17 protein-coding genes and 1 pseudogene are annotated in these 19450 nt (G+C 73.9%); 11 read left to right on the top strand and 7 right to left on the bottom strand.

Annotated elements, in window-relative coordinates:
• The first annotated feature begins 41 nt into the window (after positions 1 to 41).
• The 3 genes from ACZ6R9_RS25800 to ACZ6R9_RS25790 all read left to right on the top strand — a co-directional run bounded on the left by ACZ6R9_RS25800 (position 42) and on the right by ACZ6R9_RS25790 (position 1925).
• Positions 42 to 593 (top strand): flavin reductase family protein, encoded by a 552-nt coding sequence (locus ACZ6R9_RS25800; protein ID WP_380487225.1) that lies wholly within the window; start codon positions 42 to 44, stop codon positions 591 to 593.
• Positions 586 to 1014, top strand: a complete 429-nt coding sequence (locus tag ACZ6R9_RS25795) for a riboflavin kinase (protein ID WP_380487223.1) — start codon at positions 586 to 588, stop codon at positions 1012 to 1014. The genes ACZ6R9_RS25800 and ACZ6R9_RS25795 overlap by 8 nt, the downstream gene beginning before the upstream one ends.
• 230 nt (positions 1015 to 1244) lie before the next feature.
• Entirely contained in the window at positions 1245 to 1925 is a 681-nt protein-coding gene (locus ACZ6R9_RS25790) for a nicotinamide mononucleotide transporter family protein (protein ID WP_465540611.1), read from the top strand.
• Between the two features lie 61 nt (positions 1926 to 1986).
• On the opposite strand, the gene ACZ6R9_RS25785 is transcribed toward ACZ6R9_RS25790, so the two are convergent.
• The gene (locus ACZ6R9_RS25785; RefSeq protein ID WP_465540609.1) at positions 1987 to 3150 is read right to left on the bottom strand and encodes a serine hydrolase domain-containing protein; all 1164 of its coding nucleotides are present in this window, start codon (positions 3148 to 3150) and stop codon (positions 1987 to 1989) included.
• Between the two features lie 110 nt (positions 3151 to 3260).
• On the opposite strand from ACZ6R9_RS25785, the gene ACZ6R9_RS25780 reads away from it, so the two are divergent.
• From ACZ6R9_RS25780 to ACZ6R9_RS25765, 4 genes are all read left to right on the top strand, one after another.
• A complete protein-coding gene (locus ACZ6R9_RS25780) occupies positions 3261 to 4718 on the top strand; it encodes a hypothetical protein (RefSeq protein WP_465540607.1) in 1458 nt (485 codons plus the stop codon).
• A gap of 42 nt (positions 4719 to 4760) precedes the next feature.
• Entirely contained in the window at positions 4761 to 5261 is a 501-nt protein-coding gene (locus ACZ6R9_RS25775; protein ID WP_465540605.1) for a GNAT family N-acetyltransferase, read from the top strand.
• Positions 5262 to 5393: 132 nt separating this feature from the next.
• Complete coding sequence (locus tag ACZ6R9_RS25770; RefSeq protein ID WP_465540604.1) at positions 5394 to 6767, top strand: hypothetical protein; 1374 nt, start codon at positions 5394 to 5396, stop codon at positions 6765 to 6767.
• Positions 6768 to 6794: 27 nt separating this feature from the next.
• On the top strand, positions 6795 to 7391 hold the full coding sequence (locus ACZ6R9_RS25765) for a hypothetical protein (protein ID WP_465540602.1): 597 nt from the start codon (positions 6795 to 6797) through the stop codon (positions 7389 to 7391).
• Positions 7392 to 7412: 21 nt separating this feature from the next.
• On the opposite strand, the pseudogene ACZ6R9_RS25760 reads toward ACZ6R9_RS25765, so the two are convergent.
• The 3 genes and pseudogenes from ACZ6R9_RS25760 to ACZ6R9_RS25750 all read right to left on the bottom strand — a co-directional run bounded on the left by ACZ6R9_RS25760 (position 7413) and on the right by ACZ6R9_RS25750 (position 11500).
• Positions 7413 to 7950, bottom strand: a pseudogene (locus ACZ6R9_RS25760) (SMI1/KNR4 family protein).
• 263 nt (positions 7951 to 8213) lie between these two features.
• Complete coding sequence (locus ACZ6R9_RS25755; protein WP_465540600.1) at positions 8214 to 9725, bottom strand: hypothetical protein; 1512 nt, start codon at positions 9723 to 9725, stop codon at positions 8214 to 8216.
• A 539-nt stretch (positions 9726 to 10264) separates the two neighbouring features.
• A complete protein-coding gene (locus ACZ6R9_RS25750) occupies positions 10265 to 11500 on the bottom strand; it encodes an erythromycin esterase family protein (protein WP_465540598.1) in 1236 nt (411 codons plus the stop codon).
• 78 nt (positions 11501 to 11578) lie between these two features.
• On the opposite strand from ACZ6R9_RS25750, the gene ACZ6R9_RS25745 reads away from it, so the two are divergent.
• Positions 11579 to 12286 (top strand): MerR family transcriptional regulator, encoded by a 708-nt coding sequence (locus ACZ6R9_RS25745; protein WP_465540596.1) that lies wholly within the window; start codon positions 11579 to 11581, stop codon positions 12284 to 12286.
• An 830-nt stretch (positions 12287 to 13116) separates the two neighbouring features.
• Positions 13117 to 14340: a beta-ketoacyl-[acyl-carrier-protein] synthase family protein gene (locus ACZ6R9_RS25740; RefSeq protein WP_465540744.1), complete on the top strand. Its 1224-nt coding sequence runs from the start codon at positions 13117 to 13119 to the stop codon at positions 14338 to 14340.
• Between the two features lie 7 nt (positions 14341 to 14347).
• Here ACZ6R9_RS25740 and ACZ6R9_RS25735 read toward each other — a convergent pair whose 3' ends face one another.
• Positions 14348 to 15322, bottom strand: a complete 975-nt coding sequence (locus tag ACZ6R9_RS25735; RefSeq protein ID WP_380487203.1) for an ADP-ribosylglycohydrolase family protein — start codon at positions 15320 to 15322, stop codon at positions 14348 to 14350.
• A gap of 63 nt (positions 15323 to 15385) precedes the next feature.
• Here ACZ6R9_RS25735 and ACZ6R9_RS25730 point away from each other — a divergent pair, with 63 nt between their 5' ends.
• The gene (locus ACZ6R9_RS25730; RefSeq protein WP_465540594.1) at positions 15386 to 16555 is read left to right on the top strand and encodes a methyltransferase; all 1170 of its coding nucleotides are present in this window, start codon (positions 15386 to 15388) and stop codon (positions 16553 to 16555) included.
• On the opposite strand, the gene ACZ6R9_RS25725 is transcribed toward ACZ6R9_RS25730, so the two are convergent.
• Entirely contained in the window at positions 16536 to 16769 is a 234-nt protein-coding gene (locus ACZ6R9_RS25725; protein WP_465540592.1) for a hypothetical protein, read from the bottom strand. The genes ACZ6R9_RS25730 and ACZ6R9_RS25725 overlap by 20 nt on opposite strands.
• Before the next feature lie 137 nt (positions 16770 to 16906).
• Between ACZ6R9_RS25725 and ACZ6R9_RS25720 the strand changes: the two genes are divergently transcribed.
• Complete coding sequence (locus ACZ6R9_RS25720; protein ID WP_465540590.1) at positions 16907 to 17851, top strand: rhomboid family intramembrane serine protease; 945 nt, start codon at positions 16907 to 16909, stop codon at positions 17849 to 17851.
• 116 nt (positions 17852 to 17967) lie between these two features.
• Here ACZ6R9_RS25720 and pdxR read toward each other — a convergent pair whose 3' ends face one another.
• Positions 17968 to 19377 (bottom strand): MocR-like pyridoxine biosynthesis transcription factor PdxR, encoded by a 1410-nt coding sequence (gene pdxR, locus ACZ6R9_RS25715; RefSeq protein ID WP_465540588.1) that lies wholly within the window; start codon positions 19375 to 19377, stop codon positions 17968 to 17970.
• Between the last annotated feature and the right edge of the window lie 73 nt (positions 19378 to 19450).

The raw sequence follows: 19450 nt of genomic DNA, 5'->3' as shown, positions 1-19450 counted from the left end.
ACGTCATTCGCGCCATTCGCGACGAGAGGACGACGACGGCCATGGCCACTCCTGTCCACCACCCCACGACAGCCGGTGACTTGAGCACGGCCACGCTGCCGAGCACCGCCGGTGACCTGAGCGCGGCCGCGCTGCGCCAGGCCTTCGGGGCGTACCCCACCGGTGTGGTCGCGATCGGCGCGCTGCGCGGCGGCGCGCCGGACGGGTTCGCGGCGAGCTCGTTCGTGTCGATCTCGCTGGAGCCGCCGATGATCGCGGTCAGCGTGGCCCGCACCTCGACCACCTGGCCGCGCCTGGCCGACCTGCCGGTGCTGGGGCTGAGCGTGCTCAGCCACGGCCAGGGCGCGCTCTGCCGCCGCCTCGCCTCCCGGTCGGGCGACCGCTTCGAGGGCGCCGACTGGCAGGCGACGCCGGACGGCGCGGTGCTGATCGACGGCGCCGCGCTGTGGCTGACCGCCCGGGTCGGCGCGGTGTACGACGGCGGCGACCACGAGATCGTCCTGATGGAGCTGCTCACCGCCGAACTGTTCCCCGGCGTGGAGCCGCTGGTGTTCCACACCAGCCAGTTCCGCGAGCTGTCCCCCCATGCCTGACACCTCGCCAACCTGCCTGTCCGGCACCGTTGTTCACGGTGCCGGGCGGGGCCGGGGACTGGGCTTCCCCACCGCCAACATCTCCCCCGACCCCGGCGCGGACGTCCCGCCGCCGGCCATCTACAGCGGCTGGCTGGCCCGCCCGGCCACCGGCGGCGTGCACCGCGCGACGATCAGCATCGGCACCAACCCCACCTTCGAGGACGGCCCGCGGATCCACACCGAGGTGTACTGCCACGACACCTCCGACGACCTGTACGGCGAGCACGTCGCCCTCTGGTTCGTCGCCCGGATCCGGGACACCGTCAGGTTCGCCTCGGTGGACGAGCTGCTGCTCGCCGCGAAGGCGGACGTCCGTCACTCGGAGGCGCTGCTGGACTCGGCGCACGGCCGTCGGGTGCGAGCCGCAGCGACGGTCTGATACAGCGTCAACTCCCGTACCCCACAAGCCCGGTCGGCCCCGCACCCGCTTCCCCAGTAGCGGGGCCGACCGTCCCCCTCGCTTCCCGCTGCACGGCACGCACCCCCGCCCCACACCCACGTCCGCGCCCAACGCCCGCGTGCCCGGCCGGTCCCGCTCCCCGCTTCCCTGTCGCGGGGCCGGCCGCTCTCTTCCCCCTTCCTCGCTCCGTACGAACAAAGGTGTGAGTAATGAGCGCATTCCACTGGCTGAACGAGCAGTTCAGCTTCTTCGGACTCCCCGTCTACTGGTCCGACTTCCTGGGCAACATCCTGGCGCTCGCCACCGTCTGGCTGGCGCTGCGCCGTTCGCTGGTGGCCTGGCCGGTGCAGATCCTCGGCTCGGTCTTCCTGCTGATCGCCAGCCTGAACGTGAACCTCGGCGGCAACGCCGCCCGGCAGGTCGTGATCATCCTGTCGGCGGCCTGGGGCTGGGCCACTTGGAAGCGCAGCCGCGAGCAGGAAGGCACCATCAACGTCCGCTGGGCGTCCTGGACCGAACGCGCCCTGCTGACAGGCGCGATGGTGTTCGGCACCGCCGCGTTCGGCGCGCTGCTCAAGTGGAACGACGCCTCGTTCTACCCGGGCGCCCCGTGGTGGATGGTCCTCGCCGACGCCTGGATCTTCATCGGCTCCATTCTCGCCATGTTCAGCCAGGCCCGCCGCTACATCGAGTTCTGGTTCGTCTGGCTGGCCGTGGACCTGGTCGGCGTGCCGCTGGCGATCCACTCGGAGCTGTACTTCTCCGGCATCGTCTACGGCATCTTCTTCGTCATGGTCGTGCTGGGCATCCGCGACTGGGCCGCCCGCAGCAAGCCCCAGGACATCGCCTCCCCGCTGGAGCCCGCCGTCCAGGTCGAGAGCCGCGCCTGACACTCCCCCGCCCGGCCGCTCCCCCACGGGAGGGGCCGGGCTGTTGCCTGCCGGCGCCGCGTCAGCCCGCCTGGAGCGCCCGGTAGACGGCCGCGATCAGCTGGTGGTTCTCCGGGCCCGCGCCGTAGGGGGACGGGAAGCCGAAGCGGCGGCGGGTGTACGCGTAGGCGAGGCCGGGGGCCGGGTCGGCGAAGCCGAGGGAACCGGCGGCACCGCTGTGGCCGAAGGCGTCGGGGCCGAGCGGGCGGAAGAGGCCGCTGAGTTCCTCGAAGCCGAGGCCGAAGACGTCCTCGTTGCCGGTGACCAGGTCGGTGCCGTGGAACTGCGGGCGGGCGAACTCGGTGATGGTCTCCGGCTTCAGCAGCGGAGCGCGGCCGTCCAGCCCCGCGATCGCCGCCGCGTACATGCCCGCCACGCCGCGGGCGGTGCCGACACCGGCGGACGAGCTCTGCCCGAGGGCCCGCACGGCACGGGAGTTGGCGAAGACCACCAAGTCCGTCGGCACGGGCGCGTTCAGGTTGAAGGCGATGCCGAGGGCACTCTCCGGGTCGATGGAACCGGCCGCGAGCCGCTCGGCCTCCTCCGGCGTCGGCCGCAGCGGCAGCGCCTCGGCCCGGCGCGCCTCCAACTCCTCGGGCAGGCCGAGATAGAAGTCCAGCCCGTACGGGGCGCGGATCCGCTCCTCGAAGATCTCCTGGATCGAACGGCCGGTCACCCGGCGCACCACCTCGCCGGTCAGCGCGCCGATCACGAACGCGTGGTAGCCGTACGCCGATCCCGGCTCCCAGAACGGCCGTTGGGCCGCCAGCCGGGCCGCGATCACCCGGTCGTCGGCCAGTTCCTCGTCGGTGAAACCGCCGTCCACCCCGATGACGCCCGAGCGCTGCGCGAGCAGCTCGCGCAGCGTCAGCCGGTCCTTGCCGTGCGCGCCGAACTCCGGCCAGTACGAGGACACTTCACGGTCCAGGTCGAGCACGCCGTCCTGCACCAGCAGGGCCACGACCAGGTGCGCGGCGCCCTTCGAGATCGAGAACACGCTCATCAGCGTGTCCGCGTCCGTCGCCTCGCCGGCCCACAGGTCGACCACCCGCCGCCCGTCCACCTGCACCACCAGCTGCGCCTCCGGCGAGTCGTTCATCTCGCCCAGCACGGCGGCGAATTCGTCCCGCACGCCCTCGAAGCCCGCCGCAACCGTGCCCCGCACCGCACCGGCCTGGTACGCCATGGCCGCTCCCCCGTTCATTCGATCTTCCGGCCGTCCTTCGGCCAGGGAGTCCCCAACTGCCGCTCCCCCACGAAGATTCCCGGTCCGGACGATCTTTTAGGATCACCCCTGTGACCAGCCCTTTTCGCATCGAACGCCGCTTCGCCGACCGGCCGTTCGCCGAGGCCCGCGACCCCTCGGTGGCGGCGACGGACGAAGGCCGCGCCCTGCTCGCGGTGGCGGGCCTGGCCCGCTGCGGGCGGCCGGCGCCGGTGGCGGTGTACCGCACCACCGACCTGGCCTGCGTGGCCCTGCTCCGCTCCCACTACCCCGTGCACGCGCTGGCGTTCCACCCCGAGCTGCCACTGCTCGCGATCGGCACCGGCTGCTACGACGGCGGGCACTCCTTCAACGGTGAGCTGCTCCTGCTGGATCTCGAAACCGGCAGCCACCTCTCGCTGTTCGAACGCCGGTCGGGCCGCGAGGTACTCGGCCTGAAGTGGCTGGACGGGCAGTCGCTGCGGCTGCTGCTCGCCCCGCCGGACGACTGGCAGGACCGCGCCGCATGGCAGGACGGCCACCGCGCCGTCCTGCACCGGGCCGACTGGCGCGCCCTCCCCGCCCGGTCGGTCGCACCACAGGAACTGGCCGGCCCGCGCCTTCCCGTCCCCCGCCCGGACGGCGCCGAGCCGGCCCGCCGTCTGCTGGACGGCCTGCACGGCGGATGGGCGCCGCGCGGCCCGATCAGCGCCGTCGAGGAACTCCCGGACGGGCGGCTGCTGGCGGCGCTGCCCGGGGCGCTGGAGTGCCGCACACCATCGGACGCCGTCGCCTGGTCGGCGGAACGGGCGGACGGCGCAGGCGAGTTCGTGGTCGCCGCCGAGCGGCAGTCGGTCTTCGTCCGCAGCGGCGAACAGCGGTCGGTCACCGAACTGTCCCTGGTGGACGGTTCCCGGCTCGCTCAGCATCAACCTCGGCGCCACGTCGCGCTGTTGGCCTGCGCGGACGGCCTCCCGGCGCTCGCCCCGCAGGTGCATCGCGATCTGCGCATCCGGCACAGCCGCCTGGTGTACCTCGCGACGAACCCGCCCCGGCCCGGACGACCGTGGGTGGCGACGGCCGACCCGTCGCGCCTGCCCGCCGCCGACCGGTCCGTCCGCACGGTCGGCGGGTACCAGCGGCGCTTCCCGCTGTCCTGGGACCGGGCCGAGTCCCACCTACCCGGCCCGGGCGTCGAACTCCACGGCGGCGACCTGCTCCACGCGGGCACAGTCCACCACGGCCAGGGCCTGCAACCGGGCGGATCCTTCGTGGTCCGCCGCGACCCGTCCGACGGCACGCCGCGCTGGGTCTTCCGCACCGACCGACCGGCCACCGCGCTGGACGCCGACTTCGACCGCGACCTCGTCCATGTCGCCTACGACAACGCCGAGTTGGTGACCCTCTCGGCCACCGACGGCACCGTCCTGCGGCGCACCCCGCTCACCGTCGGCCGGGTCGCGGTGGTCGCGACGGCACTCACCGTCCCCGGCCCCGGCCGCCTGCTGGTCGGCACCGACGACGGTCGCCTGCTCTCCTGCGCCACCTGACGCGGGCCTTTCCGCCACGCCGGCCCATGCCATGATCGGGCCATGGCCCAACCGGTGATCCGCCCGCGACGTGACGACGATCTGCCCTCCTGTGTACGGGCGTTGGCCACCGCGTACCAGGCGGACCGGTATCCGGCGTACTGGCCCTCCGAACCGGAACGCTGGCTGGCACCACCGGAGTTGCTCGGCGCGTGGGTCGCCGTCGCCGGGCCGGAGGTGCTCGGCCACGTGGCCCTTGCCCGCGCCGGGTCCGTCATCGCGGCGGCGGCCGGCCTCCCGGACGATCAACTCGCCGCCGTGGCACGGTTGTTCGTCGGCGTGTCGGCGCGGCGTCGGGGTCTGGCCGGTGCGCTGCTGGACCGGGCGGCGCAGGCGGCGAGAGAGGGCGGGCGCCGGCCGGTGCTGGAGGTGGAGTCCGGTGCCGAGGGGGCGATCGCGCTGTACGAGCGGGCCAGCTGGCAGCTCGTCACCACCGCCACGGCGAACTGGCTCGCGCCCACCGGGCAGCCCGCCGTGGTTCACACCTACCTCGGCCCGGCCTGACCCTCTCTCAGCAGCTCCTGCCACTCGTGGGACGATACGAAAATCGGTTCGCCTTCGGACTGTGACTCACGGGAAACTGCCTGGTCGCACTCCGCGCGCCGATCACCGCCGTCCCGAAGCCCAAGGTGCCGCATGACCGTTCCCACCCCGCCCGACCGCCCCGAGACCGAAGCCGCGCCCGGGCCGGCGCCCGAGTCCGCGTTTGCGGCTGCGCCTGCGCCCGAAGCCGCGTCCGAGGCCGAGCCGGTCGCCGTGCCCGAGGCCAAGCCCGAGGCCGCGTCCGATCCCGGGGCCAAGCCCGAGGCGATCTCTGCCTCCGAGGGCACGCCCGAGCCGACCGCCGTGCCCGAGGCCAAGCCCGAGCCGATCCCTGCGCCCGAGGGCACGCCCGAGCCGACCGCTGCGCCCGAGGGCACGCCCGAGCCGACCGCTGCGCCCGAGGGCACGCCCGAGCCGACCGCCGTGCCCGAGGGCACGCCCGAGCCGACCGCCGCGCCCTGGGCCAAGTCCGCGGACACCCCGCCGCCCGCCAACCCGTGGGCCGCTCCGGACCCGAACGCGGCCCCGCCGGCTCCGTTCCCGACGCAGGCCCCGTTCCCGACCCCCGGCCCGTTCCCGACCCCCGGCCCGTTCCCGGCCCCGGCCCACGGCCCGGTCCCGGTCCCCGGCGCCGAGGGCATGTACTGGCCGCCGTACGCGGTCCCGGCCGCGCCGCCGCGCAACGGCATGGGGATCACGGCCCTGGTGCTCGGAATCGTCGGGCTCGTGCTCTGCTTGCCGCTGATCCTGTTCTGGCTCTCCTGGCTGCCGGCCCTGCTCGCGGTGATCTTCGGCAGCATCGGCCTGAGCCTGGCCCGCAAGGGCCTCGCCACCAACCGGGCGATGGCGCTCACCGGCACCGTTCTCGGCCTCGTGGGCCTGGTGGCTTCCGTCTGCATCGGCGTCCTCGCCGTCGCCGCGGTGCGGTCCGACGTCCGCGTGAACAACCGTACGGTGAAGCAGCAGCAGCGCGACAACGCCGAGCGGCAGCGCCTCGCGGAGGACCGGGCGAAGCAGCACGCCGCCGAGCAGGAGGCGAAGGCCGCGGACGAGCGGGCCCGCCGCCTGTCGTTCGGCGGTTCCTACACGTACCCCGACGGCCTGAAGGTCACCATGGCCGAGCCGACCCCCGCCACGCCGAGCCGGAGCGGCGGCGCCCAGCTCCCGCAGGACGCGACGTTCGTGCAGGTCCGGGTCACCGTCGTCAACACCACCTCCGCCGAACTGTCGCTGTACGGTTCGGGCCTGCTGATCGTCAAGGACTCCCGGGGCACCCTGCTCCACCCGCTGTTCGGCGGCGGCCAGTACACCGCTCTCCCGCAGACCCTCGGCCCCGGCCAGGAGGCGACCGCGCTGGAGACGTACGGACTGCCGAACGCCTCGGCCAACCCGTTCAGCCTCCAGTTCACCCACGGCACCCGGATGGAGCGCAAGGACGTCATCTGGACCGGCGCGCCGCCCCACTGACCCACCCCGCCAACGGAGTTCACCCGCATGACCGTCCTCGCCGAACTCACCGCCCTCGGCGAGCCCGTCCTCGCCGTCGCCGACCCCGCCCGCCGGCTGCTCGCCGTGGCGTGCGCCGACAAGTACGGCGTGGCCGCGAAGCTCGGCCTGTTCGAGACGGGCGACCGGCCCCGGCTGCTGCGGCGGACCACCTGCGGGCACCACATCAACACGCTGGCGTTCCACCCGAGCAGCCCGCTGCTCGCGGTGGGCCTCGGCGACTACGACGGCGGCTACTTCTTCGAGGGCCAACTGCTGCTGGTCGGGCTCGACAACAACGCCAAGCGGTCGATGTTCGCCGAGTCCCTGGGCCGCCAGGTCATCGCCGCCGAGTGGCTGGACGGCACCCGGCTGCGCCTGCACCTGGCCCCGCACGACGACGACAACGACGATGCCGCCCACCACGAGGCCCACACGGTCGTCCTGGACCACCCCGACTGGACGAGAGCCCTCGGCCGTTCCATCCCCGACAAGCGCCTCCGGGGCCCGCGCATCCCCTTCCCCCGCCCGGTCCACGACCCTTCCGACGCCCGCCAGTTGGCAACCCGCCTGCTCAACCCGCCGCTCCACCGCCACAACCGCTGACCGCCCCGGCCCAACGCCGCATTACCGGCAGAGCGCGCCAACGGTGTCGTCGAACTCCGGGAACTCCAGCGCTGCTTCCTCGATCACTTCGGCGGGCGACTGCCGCCGCCCACCGGCGAACTGCTCGGCGAGGGCGAGCAGTTCCGGGCGGGGCCGGGCCGTCCAGCCCCGGCACCGCCACGGGTCGGCGGCCTCGCTCGGGCCGTAGCCGCCGGCCAGCAGCCACAGGAAAGCACCCAATTCGCGGGCCACCACGGCGGTTTCGCCCTCCGAACCGAGAAAGACGACAGGCTGATCGGCGAGCGGACGACCCGGCCGGACCAGCCAGAACGCCGCATACCCGCCGGTGCCGTCCTGCCCGAACACCCGGAACTCATCGCCGTCCAGCTCGCCGTTCCCGGTCCAGGCCCGGAGCCAGGAGCCAGGAGATGGTGTCGTCGGCGGACGCGAGGGCCGGGAAGGGCTCGAAGTCGATCCCGTCCCCGCCGTCGTAGTGGATCGGGCACGCCAACGCGGCGGCGAGCACGGCCGGGAACTGCCGCTCAGCGGCGTGGTTCACGGGGACGAAGCCAGTACTCACCGCTGTCAGCCGGGGCCTCGCCGGCCCGGCTCAACCCGAATCGGTCGGCCGACTGCGCGGCGCGGTCGGCCACCAGCACGCTGCCGTCCGCCATCGCGACGTCACGGCCGGGCGCCTCCGCCTGGCGGCGCGCCTCCGCGCACACCGGGCAGTCGCCGTTGCCGATCTCGTCCCCGGGTCGGCGCGTACGCGTGCCGCGCTCCTTCCCGCCCCCGCCGATCCAGTGCGTACGGGCATGGGCGTCAAGGCCCCGGTGGCATCAGCCGCAGCATCTCGGGCACCGGCAGCGCCGGATTCGCGGCGGCGACCTGGGCGGTCACGGGATCCGGATCGTCCAGCAGGGAGCGGAGTTGGGCGAGCGGCAGTGCCGGGTGGACGGCAGCCGTGCGGCGGGCGCGGCGGTCTCGCAGGCAGGCGGTGAGGGTGGCACCGTCGGCGGCGGGGTGGTGGGCGAGGGCGCGCAGGGTGGCGACGTTGTGCTCGGCGCGGACGAGTTCGGCGAGCAGCGCCGTACCCGCATCCGGGTTGGCGGCGATTCCGGCTCCGACCGCGCGGCCGTGGCGCCGGTGCATGGCTCTCAACTGCCCGTCGTCCAGGCCGGGATGGGGTGCGACGGCGGCGGCGACCTTGGCCACGGAGTCGTCGGCGAGCCCGTCGCGGACGGGGACGGGAAGGTCGCGGCGCAGTGCGGTGAGGCGGCGCAGTGCGGGGTTGGCGGAGTTGGCGAGCGCGTCCAGTTCGGCGGGGGTGGCTGCGGCGATCCGGGGCAGCAGCAGCGGCCCTAGCCAGTCGGTGGCGCACAGCCGGTCCAGCACGTCCAGCGGGAGCAGCGGATGCTGGGCCGCGCTGCGCCGCACCTCCAGGGACGGGTCCTCGGCCAGCTGCCGGAGCAGCTCTTCCCCGATCGCGGGGTTGCTCGCCAGCGGCTCCCGCACCCAGATCTCCGGGTCGGCGGCGAGCGCGCGGTACGCGGACGCGGGGAGGTCGGTGCGCGAGGCGAGTTGCTCGCGCAGGAACGGCGACGGGTCCTCCAGGTACCGGAGGACGTCGCCGACCGGCGCGGCCGGGTTGCCGAGCGCAGGGCGCAGAATGGTGTGCCGGGCGAACTGGTGACTGCCGTCGCAGGCCGCCCCACCGGGCAGGGTGCACTGCGGGTCCGAGCAGTCCGGCGGGTGGACCCACGGGACCTCATGGCGCACACAGACTTCACAACTGACCAGCGCCGGACGGTCGTTGATCAGGTCGGCGAGGACGGCGGGCGGCACGTCCCGGTTGAGGGCGAGCTCCGCCCGGACGTGCTGCGACGGGTGTGCGGCCAGCAGGGCGGCGATCTCCGGGTCGGCCGTCGCCTCGGCGAGCGCGACAGGGACGGCGAGATCGGGCTCGTCCGCCAGCCGCCGGGCCACCTCACGCGGAAGCGTCCGGCAGCCGGCCAACTCCGCCCGCAGCTCGGCCCGTTCGAGCAGAATCGGCGCCCACGCCACGGGCGCCGGCCCGGCCCGCAGCAGGGCGAGCGCGGCGACCGGCTGCCGCACCGGATCGATCCGCTCCGCCGCCAGCTGCCCGCCCTCGACGAGGATCCCCGCCTCCACGACACCGCGCTCGGCCAGTATCGCGATCTGACGTTCCGTCAACTCACTGCGCCCCGCGAGCTCCATCGACAGATCCGGCTCGTCCAGGGCCATCAGCCGGTCCACTGCCTCGACCGGCAGCGCAGGATTCTCGGCCAGTCCGGCCCACACATGACGATGCATCCCGGCATCCTCCCCGAATCGCCCCGGCCCCGCCGCGAATTAGCTCCCGCACCGCCCCTGACGGGGCCTTCGAGGCAGAACCTCGGGTGGCCACGCACAGGCGCCGCCCGGAAGACCCCCTCCGGCGCGAGCAGCTTCAACGCCCTTCCCGTCCTGCAAAGCTCCGAGGTCTCGAACGCCTACTGGGTGGCCAAGCACCTATTGAGCCTTACCAGCCCCTGAGCACGTTCCGCGTCAACGCATTCGCGCAGGCGCTGACACAGGCGCTGGCGCCGACGCATGCGCCGCACGTGATCGCCACCCTCCCGGACGCCAGGTCCGGCCCGGCCGACCCGAGGACGGCCGCGTCCGACGACGAGCTCCGGCAGCTGGCTGTGGCCGGGGGCCCGGGGGCGGCCGCGATGTTCGGTCGAGTCGGGTCGGCAGCCCCCTCCCTCCCTCCGGATCAAGCCCGAAGTACGTGTGATCCGCCGGTACGCGCCGGGCCGTCGCAGCGCCCGACCACCCCTCTCCGCCCGCCGCCAGGCGAATCGACCACCTCACCCGCCCCCGAAAACCCCCGCCTGCCGCGCAATCTCCCGCACGAACACCACCCCGTCCACCAACCCCAACCCCTCCGGATCGAGCCCGAAGTACGTGTGATCCGCCGGCACCCGCCGCCGCACCCGACCAGCCGTCGCAGCGGCCAGCAGCCGGGGGTCCACGACCGATCGGGCCTCGGGCAGGGTGGCGAGCCGGCCTTCGAGGGACTCGGGAGCGGGGTGGTCATCGGGGGCCCGGTGGCCGAACGTGGAGGCCACAAAGGCGTAGCTCTCGCCGAGGCGGCCGGCAAGCAGCGAGCCGGCGCTCCACGACCGGAGCTCCTCCGTGCCGAGCGGGATGCGCGCGGCCTCGCGCTGAAGGTGGAGGTTGTGGGCGAACACCAGCGTCGGGCCGCGCCGCGCCTCGCGGCGCGTGATCGCTTCGAGGTTGTCGGCCATCATCAGACTCCGTTGGCGCATCAGCGAGTTGAACCGGTCCGGTCCGGTGTCCGCCATCGCCGCGTGGTAGCGCAGCAACCCGACTGCGGTCCTCGCGTCCACCTGGGCCCGCCAGTGCGCCTCGGGGTCCGCCTCGGCCGCGAACTGCGGCTCGTGCGCCGCGAGCAGCGTCGCCAACTCGTCGGCGATCAGCCGCAGTTGATCGGCCTCCGCGGACCGCCCGACCGACCGCTCGGGCTCGAACGCCGCCGCCGGCTCGGTCCACCGTTCCTCGGGCCCGCACAGTCGCAGCAACTCCCCTTCCGGCACGACGAGTTCAGCCGGAAGGCGCGCGGCCAGGAATTCGCGCAGCCTGACCAGCGAGGGCCCGGGCGCCGCCGCTCCCGTCATCTCCAGTGGCCCGTCCGCGCCGTAGAACCGCAGCCGTTCCTGCCCCTCCCCCAGCCTTTCGTTGAACTCCCGCATCCACCACACCAGTTCACGGTTCCCCGCGAACTCACCGAAGCCGTGGCTGAACCCCTCCCGCACCACGGCCTCGATCCCGCCGTCCGCCGCGCCACCCACATGGGCGTCCACAGCGAGCGCCGCCAGGCAGTCGCTCTCCACCGCGATCGACCGGTAGCCGTGCTCGGCGACCAGGTACCGAAACAACTCGTTGCGGATGTCGAGGAACGCCTCGACACCGTGAGTGGGTTCACCCAGCGCCAGCACCCGGGTGCCGGGCGGGAGCAGGTCGGTGACGGCGGACGGCGAGAAGGGACGGGCGGCGTCCCGGAGCGAAGGCGAGACAGTCATGACTTCCACCGTATCGCTGAAGTGACGGTGTAAACTTTTCCGCTCTCCACCCGAGAATCGAGCAGAAAAGTCTCAACCATGGCACTGCGGCCGATCGATCTGGCCCGGGAGCACGGCCTGTCCACCCAGGCAGTGCGCAACTACGAGGAGGCGGGCGTCCTGCCGCCCGCCGACCGCTCCCCGCACGGGTACCGGCAGTACGGGGAGCGGCACGCCGTCGCACTCCGCGCGTTCATGGCGCTGCTGCCGGGGCACGGCCACCGCGCGGCCACCGCCATCCTGTGCGCCGTCAACACCGGGCAGCCGGACGAGGCGCTGCGGCTGATCGACGAGAGCCACGCCCGCCTCGCCGAGGACCGCCATACCCTGGACGCGGTGCGCACCGCGCTCGCTCACCTGCCACCGGCCCAATCGACAGCCACCAACCCCGAGTTCACCCACATCGGTCCGCTCGCCCACCGCCTCGGCCTGCGCCCGGCCACGCTGCGCGCGTGGGAACGCGCGGGGCTGATCACCCCCTCCCGCGACGCCCGCACGGGCTACCGGACCTACACGCCGGACCAGGTCCGCGAGCTGCTGGTCGCCGAGCAACTCCGGCGCGGCGGCCACGGGTTGGCCCGCACTGCCGAGATCCTGCACCGCCTGCGCACGGCAGGCCACCCGGACGCCCTCCGCCCCACCCTGGCCGCCTGGCAGGACCGCCTCACCGCCCGCGGCCGCGCCCTGCTCTCGGGCGCGGCCGCCCTTCACGCCTACCTCAACCACTGCACCGACGAGCAGCTCTGACGTTCCGTCACCCCGACACCTGGCGCGGTGGGCGGCAAACGCGACCCCGGCACGCTCCCACCGGGCCACGTTCGCGGCCGCCCGCACGCCACCCCCACTGCTGACGATCAGTCAGCCCTCTCTCGCCGTGCTCCGCGAATCCGACTTCCGGCTGCCCGCGGTGATACAGCTGCAGACCGCCGTGGAGTGCCTGGCGCCGGGCCCGGCGCTCGACCTGGCCGCGCCCGCGACGGCCGAGACACCGACGCCGACACCCCGCCACTCGCCGCCGCGCTCGCCGCCGCCCTGGACGCCGCCGCCCCCTCCCGCACCGACACCGCCCTCGAAGCGGCCCCCGCCACCCTCCGCGCCCGCGCGCCATCCCGCTGCCCTCGGTGATACCGCTGCAGACCGCCGTGGAGAGCCTGGCGCCGGGCCCGACGCTCGACCTGGCCGCGCCCGCGACGGCCGAGACACCGACGCCGACACCCCGCCACTCGCCGCCGCGCTCGCCGCCGCCCTGGACGACGCCCTGGACGCCGCCGCCCCCTCCCGTACCGACACCGCCCTCGAACTGACCCCCGCCGCCCTCCCCGCCCGGGCCCACGCCCTCCCCCCTGGCCGCCCGGGCCCGCACTCGCCTCCCCTCCCCACCCGGGCGCCAGGTCTTTCCCGACGGACCGTCAGCTCAATCTGTCCAATCCATCCAAAATCGCCGAACGCGAATCAGTCCCGTCCCGCACCCCAACTCCCTATCCTCCCTTGGCAGAGTGGCTATCACTGGCCGCCCCGGTCGACCGCCGAGGCGGCATTCGTTGTGCCCTCAATACAAAGGGAGCTCCACCGTGCGCATGGAATCCGACAGCGTCACCGACCGCGTTCTGGTCACCGGCCTGGGTGCCACCACCCCGCTCGGCGGCACCGCCCCGGCCACCTGGCAGGCCATGCTGGAGGGCCGGAACGGCATCCGGGCCATCGACCGGGAGTGGATGACCGAGATGCCGATCCGGATCGCCGGGCAGCTCGCCGTCGAACCGTCCGAGGTACTCGACCGCATCGAGGCCCGGCGCCTCGACCGCAGCGAGCAGTTGGCGCTGATCGCGGCCCGCGAGGCCTGGGCGGACGCGGGCCGGCCCGAGGTGGACGGGGAGCGGCTGGCGGTGGTGATCGGCACCGGCACCGGCGGAGCGGTCACCATGCTGGAGCAGGACGACGTGCTGGAGCGCTCCGGCGTCCGCAAGGTTTCGCCACACACCGTGCCGATGCTGATGGCGAACGGCCCGGCCGCCTGGGTGTCCATCGACCTCGGCGCCAAGGCCGGCGCGCACACCCCGGTCAGCGCCTGTGCGTCCGGCGCGGAGGCGGTCGCACTCGGCCTGGACCTGATCCGCCTCGGCCGCGCCGACGTGGTGATCGCCGGCGGCACCGAGGCCTGCCTGCACCCCCTCCCGCTGGCCGGCTTCGCCCAGGCCCGCGCGCACTCCCTGCGCAACGACGACCCGGCGCACGCCTCCCGCCCCTTCGACCTCGACCGCGACGGCTTCGTGATCGGCGAGGGCGCGGCGGTACTCATCCTGGAACGCGCTTCCCTGCGCCCGGGCCGACGCGCCTACTCCACCCTCGCGGGCGCCGCCGTCACCTCGGACGCCCACCACATCACCGCCGGCCACCCGGACGGCCAGGCCCGCGCCATCCGCCGCGCCCTCGCCGATGCCCACGTCAACCCGGAGCAGATCGGCGTGGTGCACGCCCACGCCACCTCCACCCCGAAGGGCGACCTCACCGAGGCCGAAACCCTTGCCCGCGTCTTCGGCCCGCACCGCCCGGCCATCACCGCCACCAAGTCCATGACCGGCCACCTCTTCGGCGCCGCCAGCGCCCTCACCGCCCTCGCCACCGCCCACTCCCTCCACACCCAACTCGTCCCCCCGATCCGCAACTTGGTCACCCCCGACCCCGCCGCCGACCTCGACCTGGTCACCACCACCGCCCGCCCCGTCACCACCACCGCCGCCCTCACCAACGCCTTCGGCTTCGGCGGCCACAATGCGAGCCTGGTCTTCACCACCGCCTGACGAGCCGTCAGGACGCCACCCCGCCCGCCTCCGCCCGCCCCGCCGCGTCCAGCGCTTCCGCCAGTGACGTCAACTCGCCTGCCCGCAGCACCCGTTCGGTCGGCGGAAGCGGGACGTGCAGCGGTGCCAGCCACCCCTCGGGGATCGCGTCCGCGCCGTACACCGCACCGGCGAGGGCCCCGGTGACGGCGGCGGTGGTGTCGGTGTCGCCGCCGAGGTCGATGACGGCGCGCAGCGCGGCAGGGAAGCCGGTGGTGGTGCGCAGCGCCCAGACGGCCGACCCCAGGCAGGGCCAGACCGCGCCGTTGCTCTCGGTGGCGAGGCCGGGGTGCCAGTCCTCCGCGAGGACCGCCGCCCAGCGTTCGCGGTGCTCGGCCCGGACGGCGGCCAGCGTCAACGGCAGTGCGGCAAGCGGGTCTTCGCCGTCGAGGGCGCGGCGCAGCAGCTCGTGCAGGATTGCGGTGCCTTCCCAGGCGGCGCCGTCGCCGTGGGTGAGGGCGGTGATCCGGCGGGCGGCGTCCATGGTGGCCTCGCGGCCCAGCGGGGCGAACCGGACGGCGGCGGTGACGGCGCGCATCAGGGCGCCGTTGCCGGCGGCCCGGCCCTCGGTCTGGAAGTGGATCTGCGCGGCGAGGTCCCAGGGCAGGCCGCTGCCGAGGACGCATTCGGTGAGGATGCCGATGTCCTTGGGTTCGGCGGCGGCCCACGCCCGGAACCGCTCGAACAGTTCCGGCAGGTCGAGGCCGCCCGCGTCGAGCAGCGATTCGCCGAGGTGGACGGCCATCTGCGTGTCGTCGGTCGCCTCGCCCGGGTCCCAGCCACCGCCTCCGCACATCCACGCAGCAACCGGAAAACGCTTTCCCGCCGCCTCCGGAAAGCGTTTTCCAAGCGCCTCTGCCGGCCCGAACTCGAACGGCGCTCCCAGTGCGTCACCGACCGCCGACCCGAGTACCGCCCCGACCACCCTGTCCCGTCGCCTCACGCCGCCCCTCCCCCGCCGTCACCGTCCGGTGGCCCTTCGCCCCTCCGATAGCCTGGGGGCACGATGAACAACTCTTTCACCACCGCCTGGGGCACCATCGAGCTGGCCCGATTCCCGGAGAACCCGCGTGAGCAGCTGCGCGCCTGGGATGCCGCCGACGAGTACCTGCTGCGGTACCTGAAGGAGGGGCCGGACAGCGGCGGCCCGGTGCCGCTGGACGGCGCGGTGGTGGTGCTGGGCGACCGCTGGGGCGCCGTCTCCACGGCACTCGCGCAGGCCGCCGGAACGCTGACAGCGATCACCGACTCGTACCTGTCCGCCCGGTCGGTCGCGGCGAACCTGGCCCGCAACGGCCTGGACCCGGCGCTGGTGGACGTCCGCACCACCCAGGACGCACCACCGTCCCGGATCGACGTCCTGCTGGTGCGGGTGCCCAAGAGCCTCGCCCTGCTGGAGGACCAGCTGCACCGCCTGGCGCCCGCCCTGCACGAGGGCACCGTGGTGGTCGGCACCGGGATGGTGACCGAGATCCACACCTCCACCCTCCAGCTGTTCGAACGGATCCTCGGCCCGACCCGCACCTCGCTGGCGGTCCGCAAGGCCCGCCTGATCCACACCACCCCGCAGCCGGCGCTCGACCGCCCGGCCAACCCGTGGCCGCTGCGCTACCGGCTCCCGGACGGCATCGGTGTGCTCTCGGGCCGCCAAGTCGCCAACCAGGCAGGCGTGTTCTGCGCGGACCGCCTCGACATCGGCACCCGCTTCTTCCTCCAGCACCTGCCCGACCTGCACGGCGTCCGCCGGGTGGTCGACCTCGGCTGCGGCAACGGCATCGTCGGCACCGCCGCCGCACTGACCGCCCCGCACGCCGAACTCCTCTTCGTGGACGAGTCGTTCCAGGCGGTGGCGTCCGCCGAGGAGACCTTCCGCACCGCCCTCGGCCCGGACGGCCGCGCCGAGTTCCTGGTCGGCGACGCCCTCGCGGACGTCCCGGACGCCTCGGTGGATCTCGTCCTGCTGAACCCGCCGTTCCACTCCCACCAGGCCACCACGGACGCCATCGCCTGGCGGATGTTCACCGGCGCCCGCCGGGTGCTGCGCCCGGGCGGCGAGCTGCGCGTGGTCGGCAACCGCCACCTGGGCTACCACGTCAAGCTCCGCAAGCTCTTCGGCAACTGCCGTACGGTGGCGGGCAGTCCGAAGTTCACCGTCCTCAGCGCCACCCGTCGCTGACGTCCCGGCGACCGCCGTCCCCGTCTCCACGCCCGTGCCGGGTGAGCAGCACCCCGGCCGCGGCGAGAACGGGCCCGAGGCAGGCCGCCGCCAGGAACACCAGGTGGTAGCCGGCGGCGTACCCGGCGGGTGAACTCCCGCCCGCCGCTTCGGTCCTGGCGCCGGCGGCGGTGGCCAGCACGGCCAGGCCGATCGACCCGCCGGACCGCCCCACCCGCACCCGCCGGGAGACCGGGCGGGGCTGACCTACCGCCCGTCCGAGCCGTGCCCTAGGGTGAGCGCCGTTTCGCCGTGGATCATCGCCGTGGACGCCCCCGCGGCCGAGCACCACCGCCCAGGGGAGGCCCGTTCATGGACGCCGCAGAACCCGCCCCGGGAGCCTCCGCTCCCGAGGCGCCGTCACCGACCTGCTTCCGGCACGCCGACCGCGAGTCCTACATCCGCTGCACCCGCTGCGACCGCAACGTCTGCCCGGACTGCCGACGCGACGCCGCGGTCGGCTACCAGTGCGTGGAATGCGTCAAGTCCGGCCACCAGGACGGCCGCCAGGCCCGCACCGCGTTCGGCGGCCGGATCACCTCCCGGCCCTACGCCACCATCGTCCTGATCGCGCTGAACCTCGCCGCGTACGTCCTCGAACTGGTCCGCCCGGAGACCATCGGGCGCTTCGGCATGCTCGGCTCGGCGCTGATGCTGCGCAACCCTGGCGAGGAACCCACCGACATATCGGCGTTCTACCTGGCCGGCGTGGCCCACGGCGAGTGGTACCGGCTCCTCACCGGCACCTTCCTGCACCTGTCCCCCACCGCAAACACCTCCCTCGGCCCGATCGCGATCACCCACATCGTCTTCAACATGTACTGGCTGTGGACGCTCGGCCAGGTCATCGAGAACCGCCTCGGTGCACTCCGCTTCACCGCCCTCTACCTGCTGTCCGCCCTCGGCGGCGACGTGCTGGTCTACCTGATCGCCCCCCACAGCCTCACCGTCGGCGCCTCCGGCGCGATCTTCGGCCTGGCCGGCGGCTACTGGATCCTCAGCCGCCGCCAGGGCTACGACCCCCTCGGCGGCAATCAGATGCTGATCACCATGGTGCTCTGGATGGTCATCTCCGCAAGCTTCACCTCCTGGCAGGGCCACCTCGGCGGCCTCCTCACCGGCCTCGCCTCCGGCGCCGCCATCGCCTACGCCCCACGCCGACACCGCGGCCCGGTCCAACTCGTCCTCCTGACCGCCATCCTGCTCGTCCTCACTCTGATCGCCTTCATCAACACCGGCCACCTGACCGCGACTTGACGCCACCAGCCGGGCCGCCACACCCCACAACCACCGCCGCGGCCCGGCAGATCCCCACCGAGGCACAACCCCTCAGCAAACCCCGGCAGTTGGGCCACACCGAACAACCCGCCCGGTCACCCCACCTCCCGCACCGCCTCCCCGAGCAACACCGCCGCCTCCCACAACCGCTGCTCCGCAACTCCCGCATACCCCAACGCAATTGCCGACCGACCGGCCCCGAGCCGCCCCGGCCCGACCGCCGCCACCCGCACCCCACGCCGCAACGCGGCATCCACCACCGCACCCTCGTCCACGCCGTCCGGCAGATCCGCGTACAGGTGCAACCCGGCGGCGACGCCCCGCAGTTCGGCCTGCGGCAGGTGCCGACGCAACGCAGCCGCCAAGGCGTCGCGGCGGGACCGGTATCGGGGGCGGACGGAGCGCAGGTGACGGTCGTAGCCGCCGCTCTCCAGCAGGGCGGCGAAGGCGAGTTGGTCGATCGCGCCGGTGCCGAGATCGGCGTACCGCTTGGCGTGCGCGAACTCCTCCACCAGGTGCTCCGGCAGCACCGACCAGCCGAGCCGCAGCCCGGGCGCCAGCGTCTTGCTGAGCGAGCCCAGGTACACCGTCCGCTCCGGCGCCAATCCCTGGACGGCGCCCAGCGGTTCACGGTCGTAACGGAACTCCGCGTCGTAGTCGTCCTCGATCACCAGCCCGCCGGCCCGCGCCCACGCGGCGAGTTCGCTCCGCCGACGCGCCGACAGCACCACCCCGGTCGGGTACTGGTGCGCCGGAGTGACCAGCACCGCGTCCGCCCCACTGGACGCCAACTCCCCCACCACCAAACCCTCTTCGTCCACCCGGACACCCACCGGCCGCGCCCCGTGCGCCCGCAGCAGCTCCAGCGTGCCCGGCGAACCGGGATCCTCCACCGCGATCCGCCGCCGCCCACCGGCGGCCAGCACCTGCAACAGCAGCGCCAGCCCCTGCCCCACCCCGCTCACCACCGCCACCCGCTCCGGCCGCGCCACCACCGCCCGCACCCGGCCCAGGTACGCCGCCAACTCCCCACGCAGCTGCGGAAGTCCGGCCGGATCCGGGTACCCCAGCTCACTGTTCGCCGCCCCCAGCAACGCCCGCCGCACCGCCGCCGCCCACGCCGCCCGCGGAAACACCCCGAGATCCGGCGTACCGGGCTTCAGGTCGTACCGCACCTCGGCCGGCGCCGCCCGCTCCACCCGCCCGGGCCCGTCCGCCACCACTCCCGCCGCGACGCGCGTCCCCGAGCCGCGACGCCCCACCAGGTAACCCTCCGCCGCGAGTTGCTCGTACGCCTCCACCACCACACCCCGCGACACCCTCAACTCCACCGCCAGCACCCGACTCGCCGGCAACCGCTCCCCCGCCCCCAACCGCCCGTCCCGCACCGCCGCCCGCAACCCCCGCGTCAACCGCCCCGCAAGATCCCCCTCCCCCTCCCCCCACTCGACCAACAACTCCCGCACCCCACCCGACGCCCCCGCCGGCCCAACCAAAGAAGCCATGCCCGCCATCATGACAACCCCGCAAACCTCCCCGAACCGGCAAAGCCATCCCCGGCACCCGAAGGAAAGGAAC

The sequence above is a fragment of the Kitasatospora sp. NPDC048662 genome, assembly GCF_055587065.1.
Note: the sequence above shows the minus strand (reverse complement) of the source record. Positions and strands in the feature narration are given on the sequence as shown.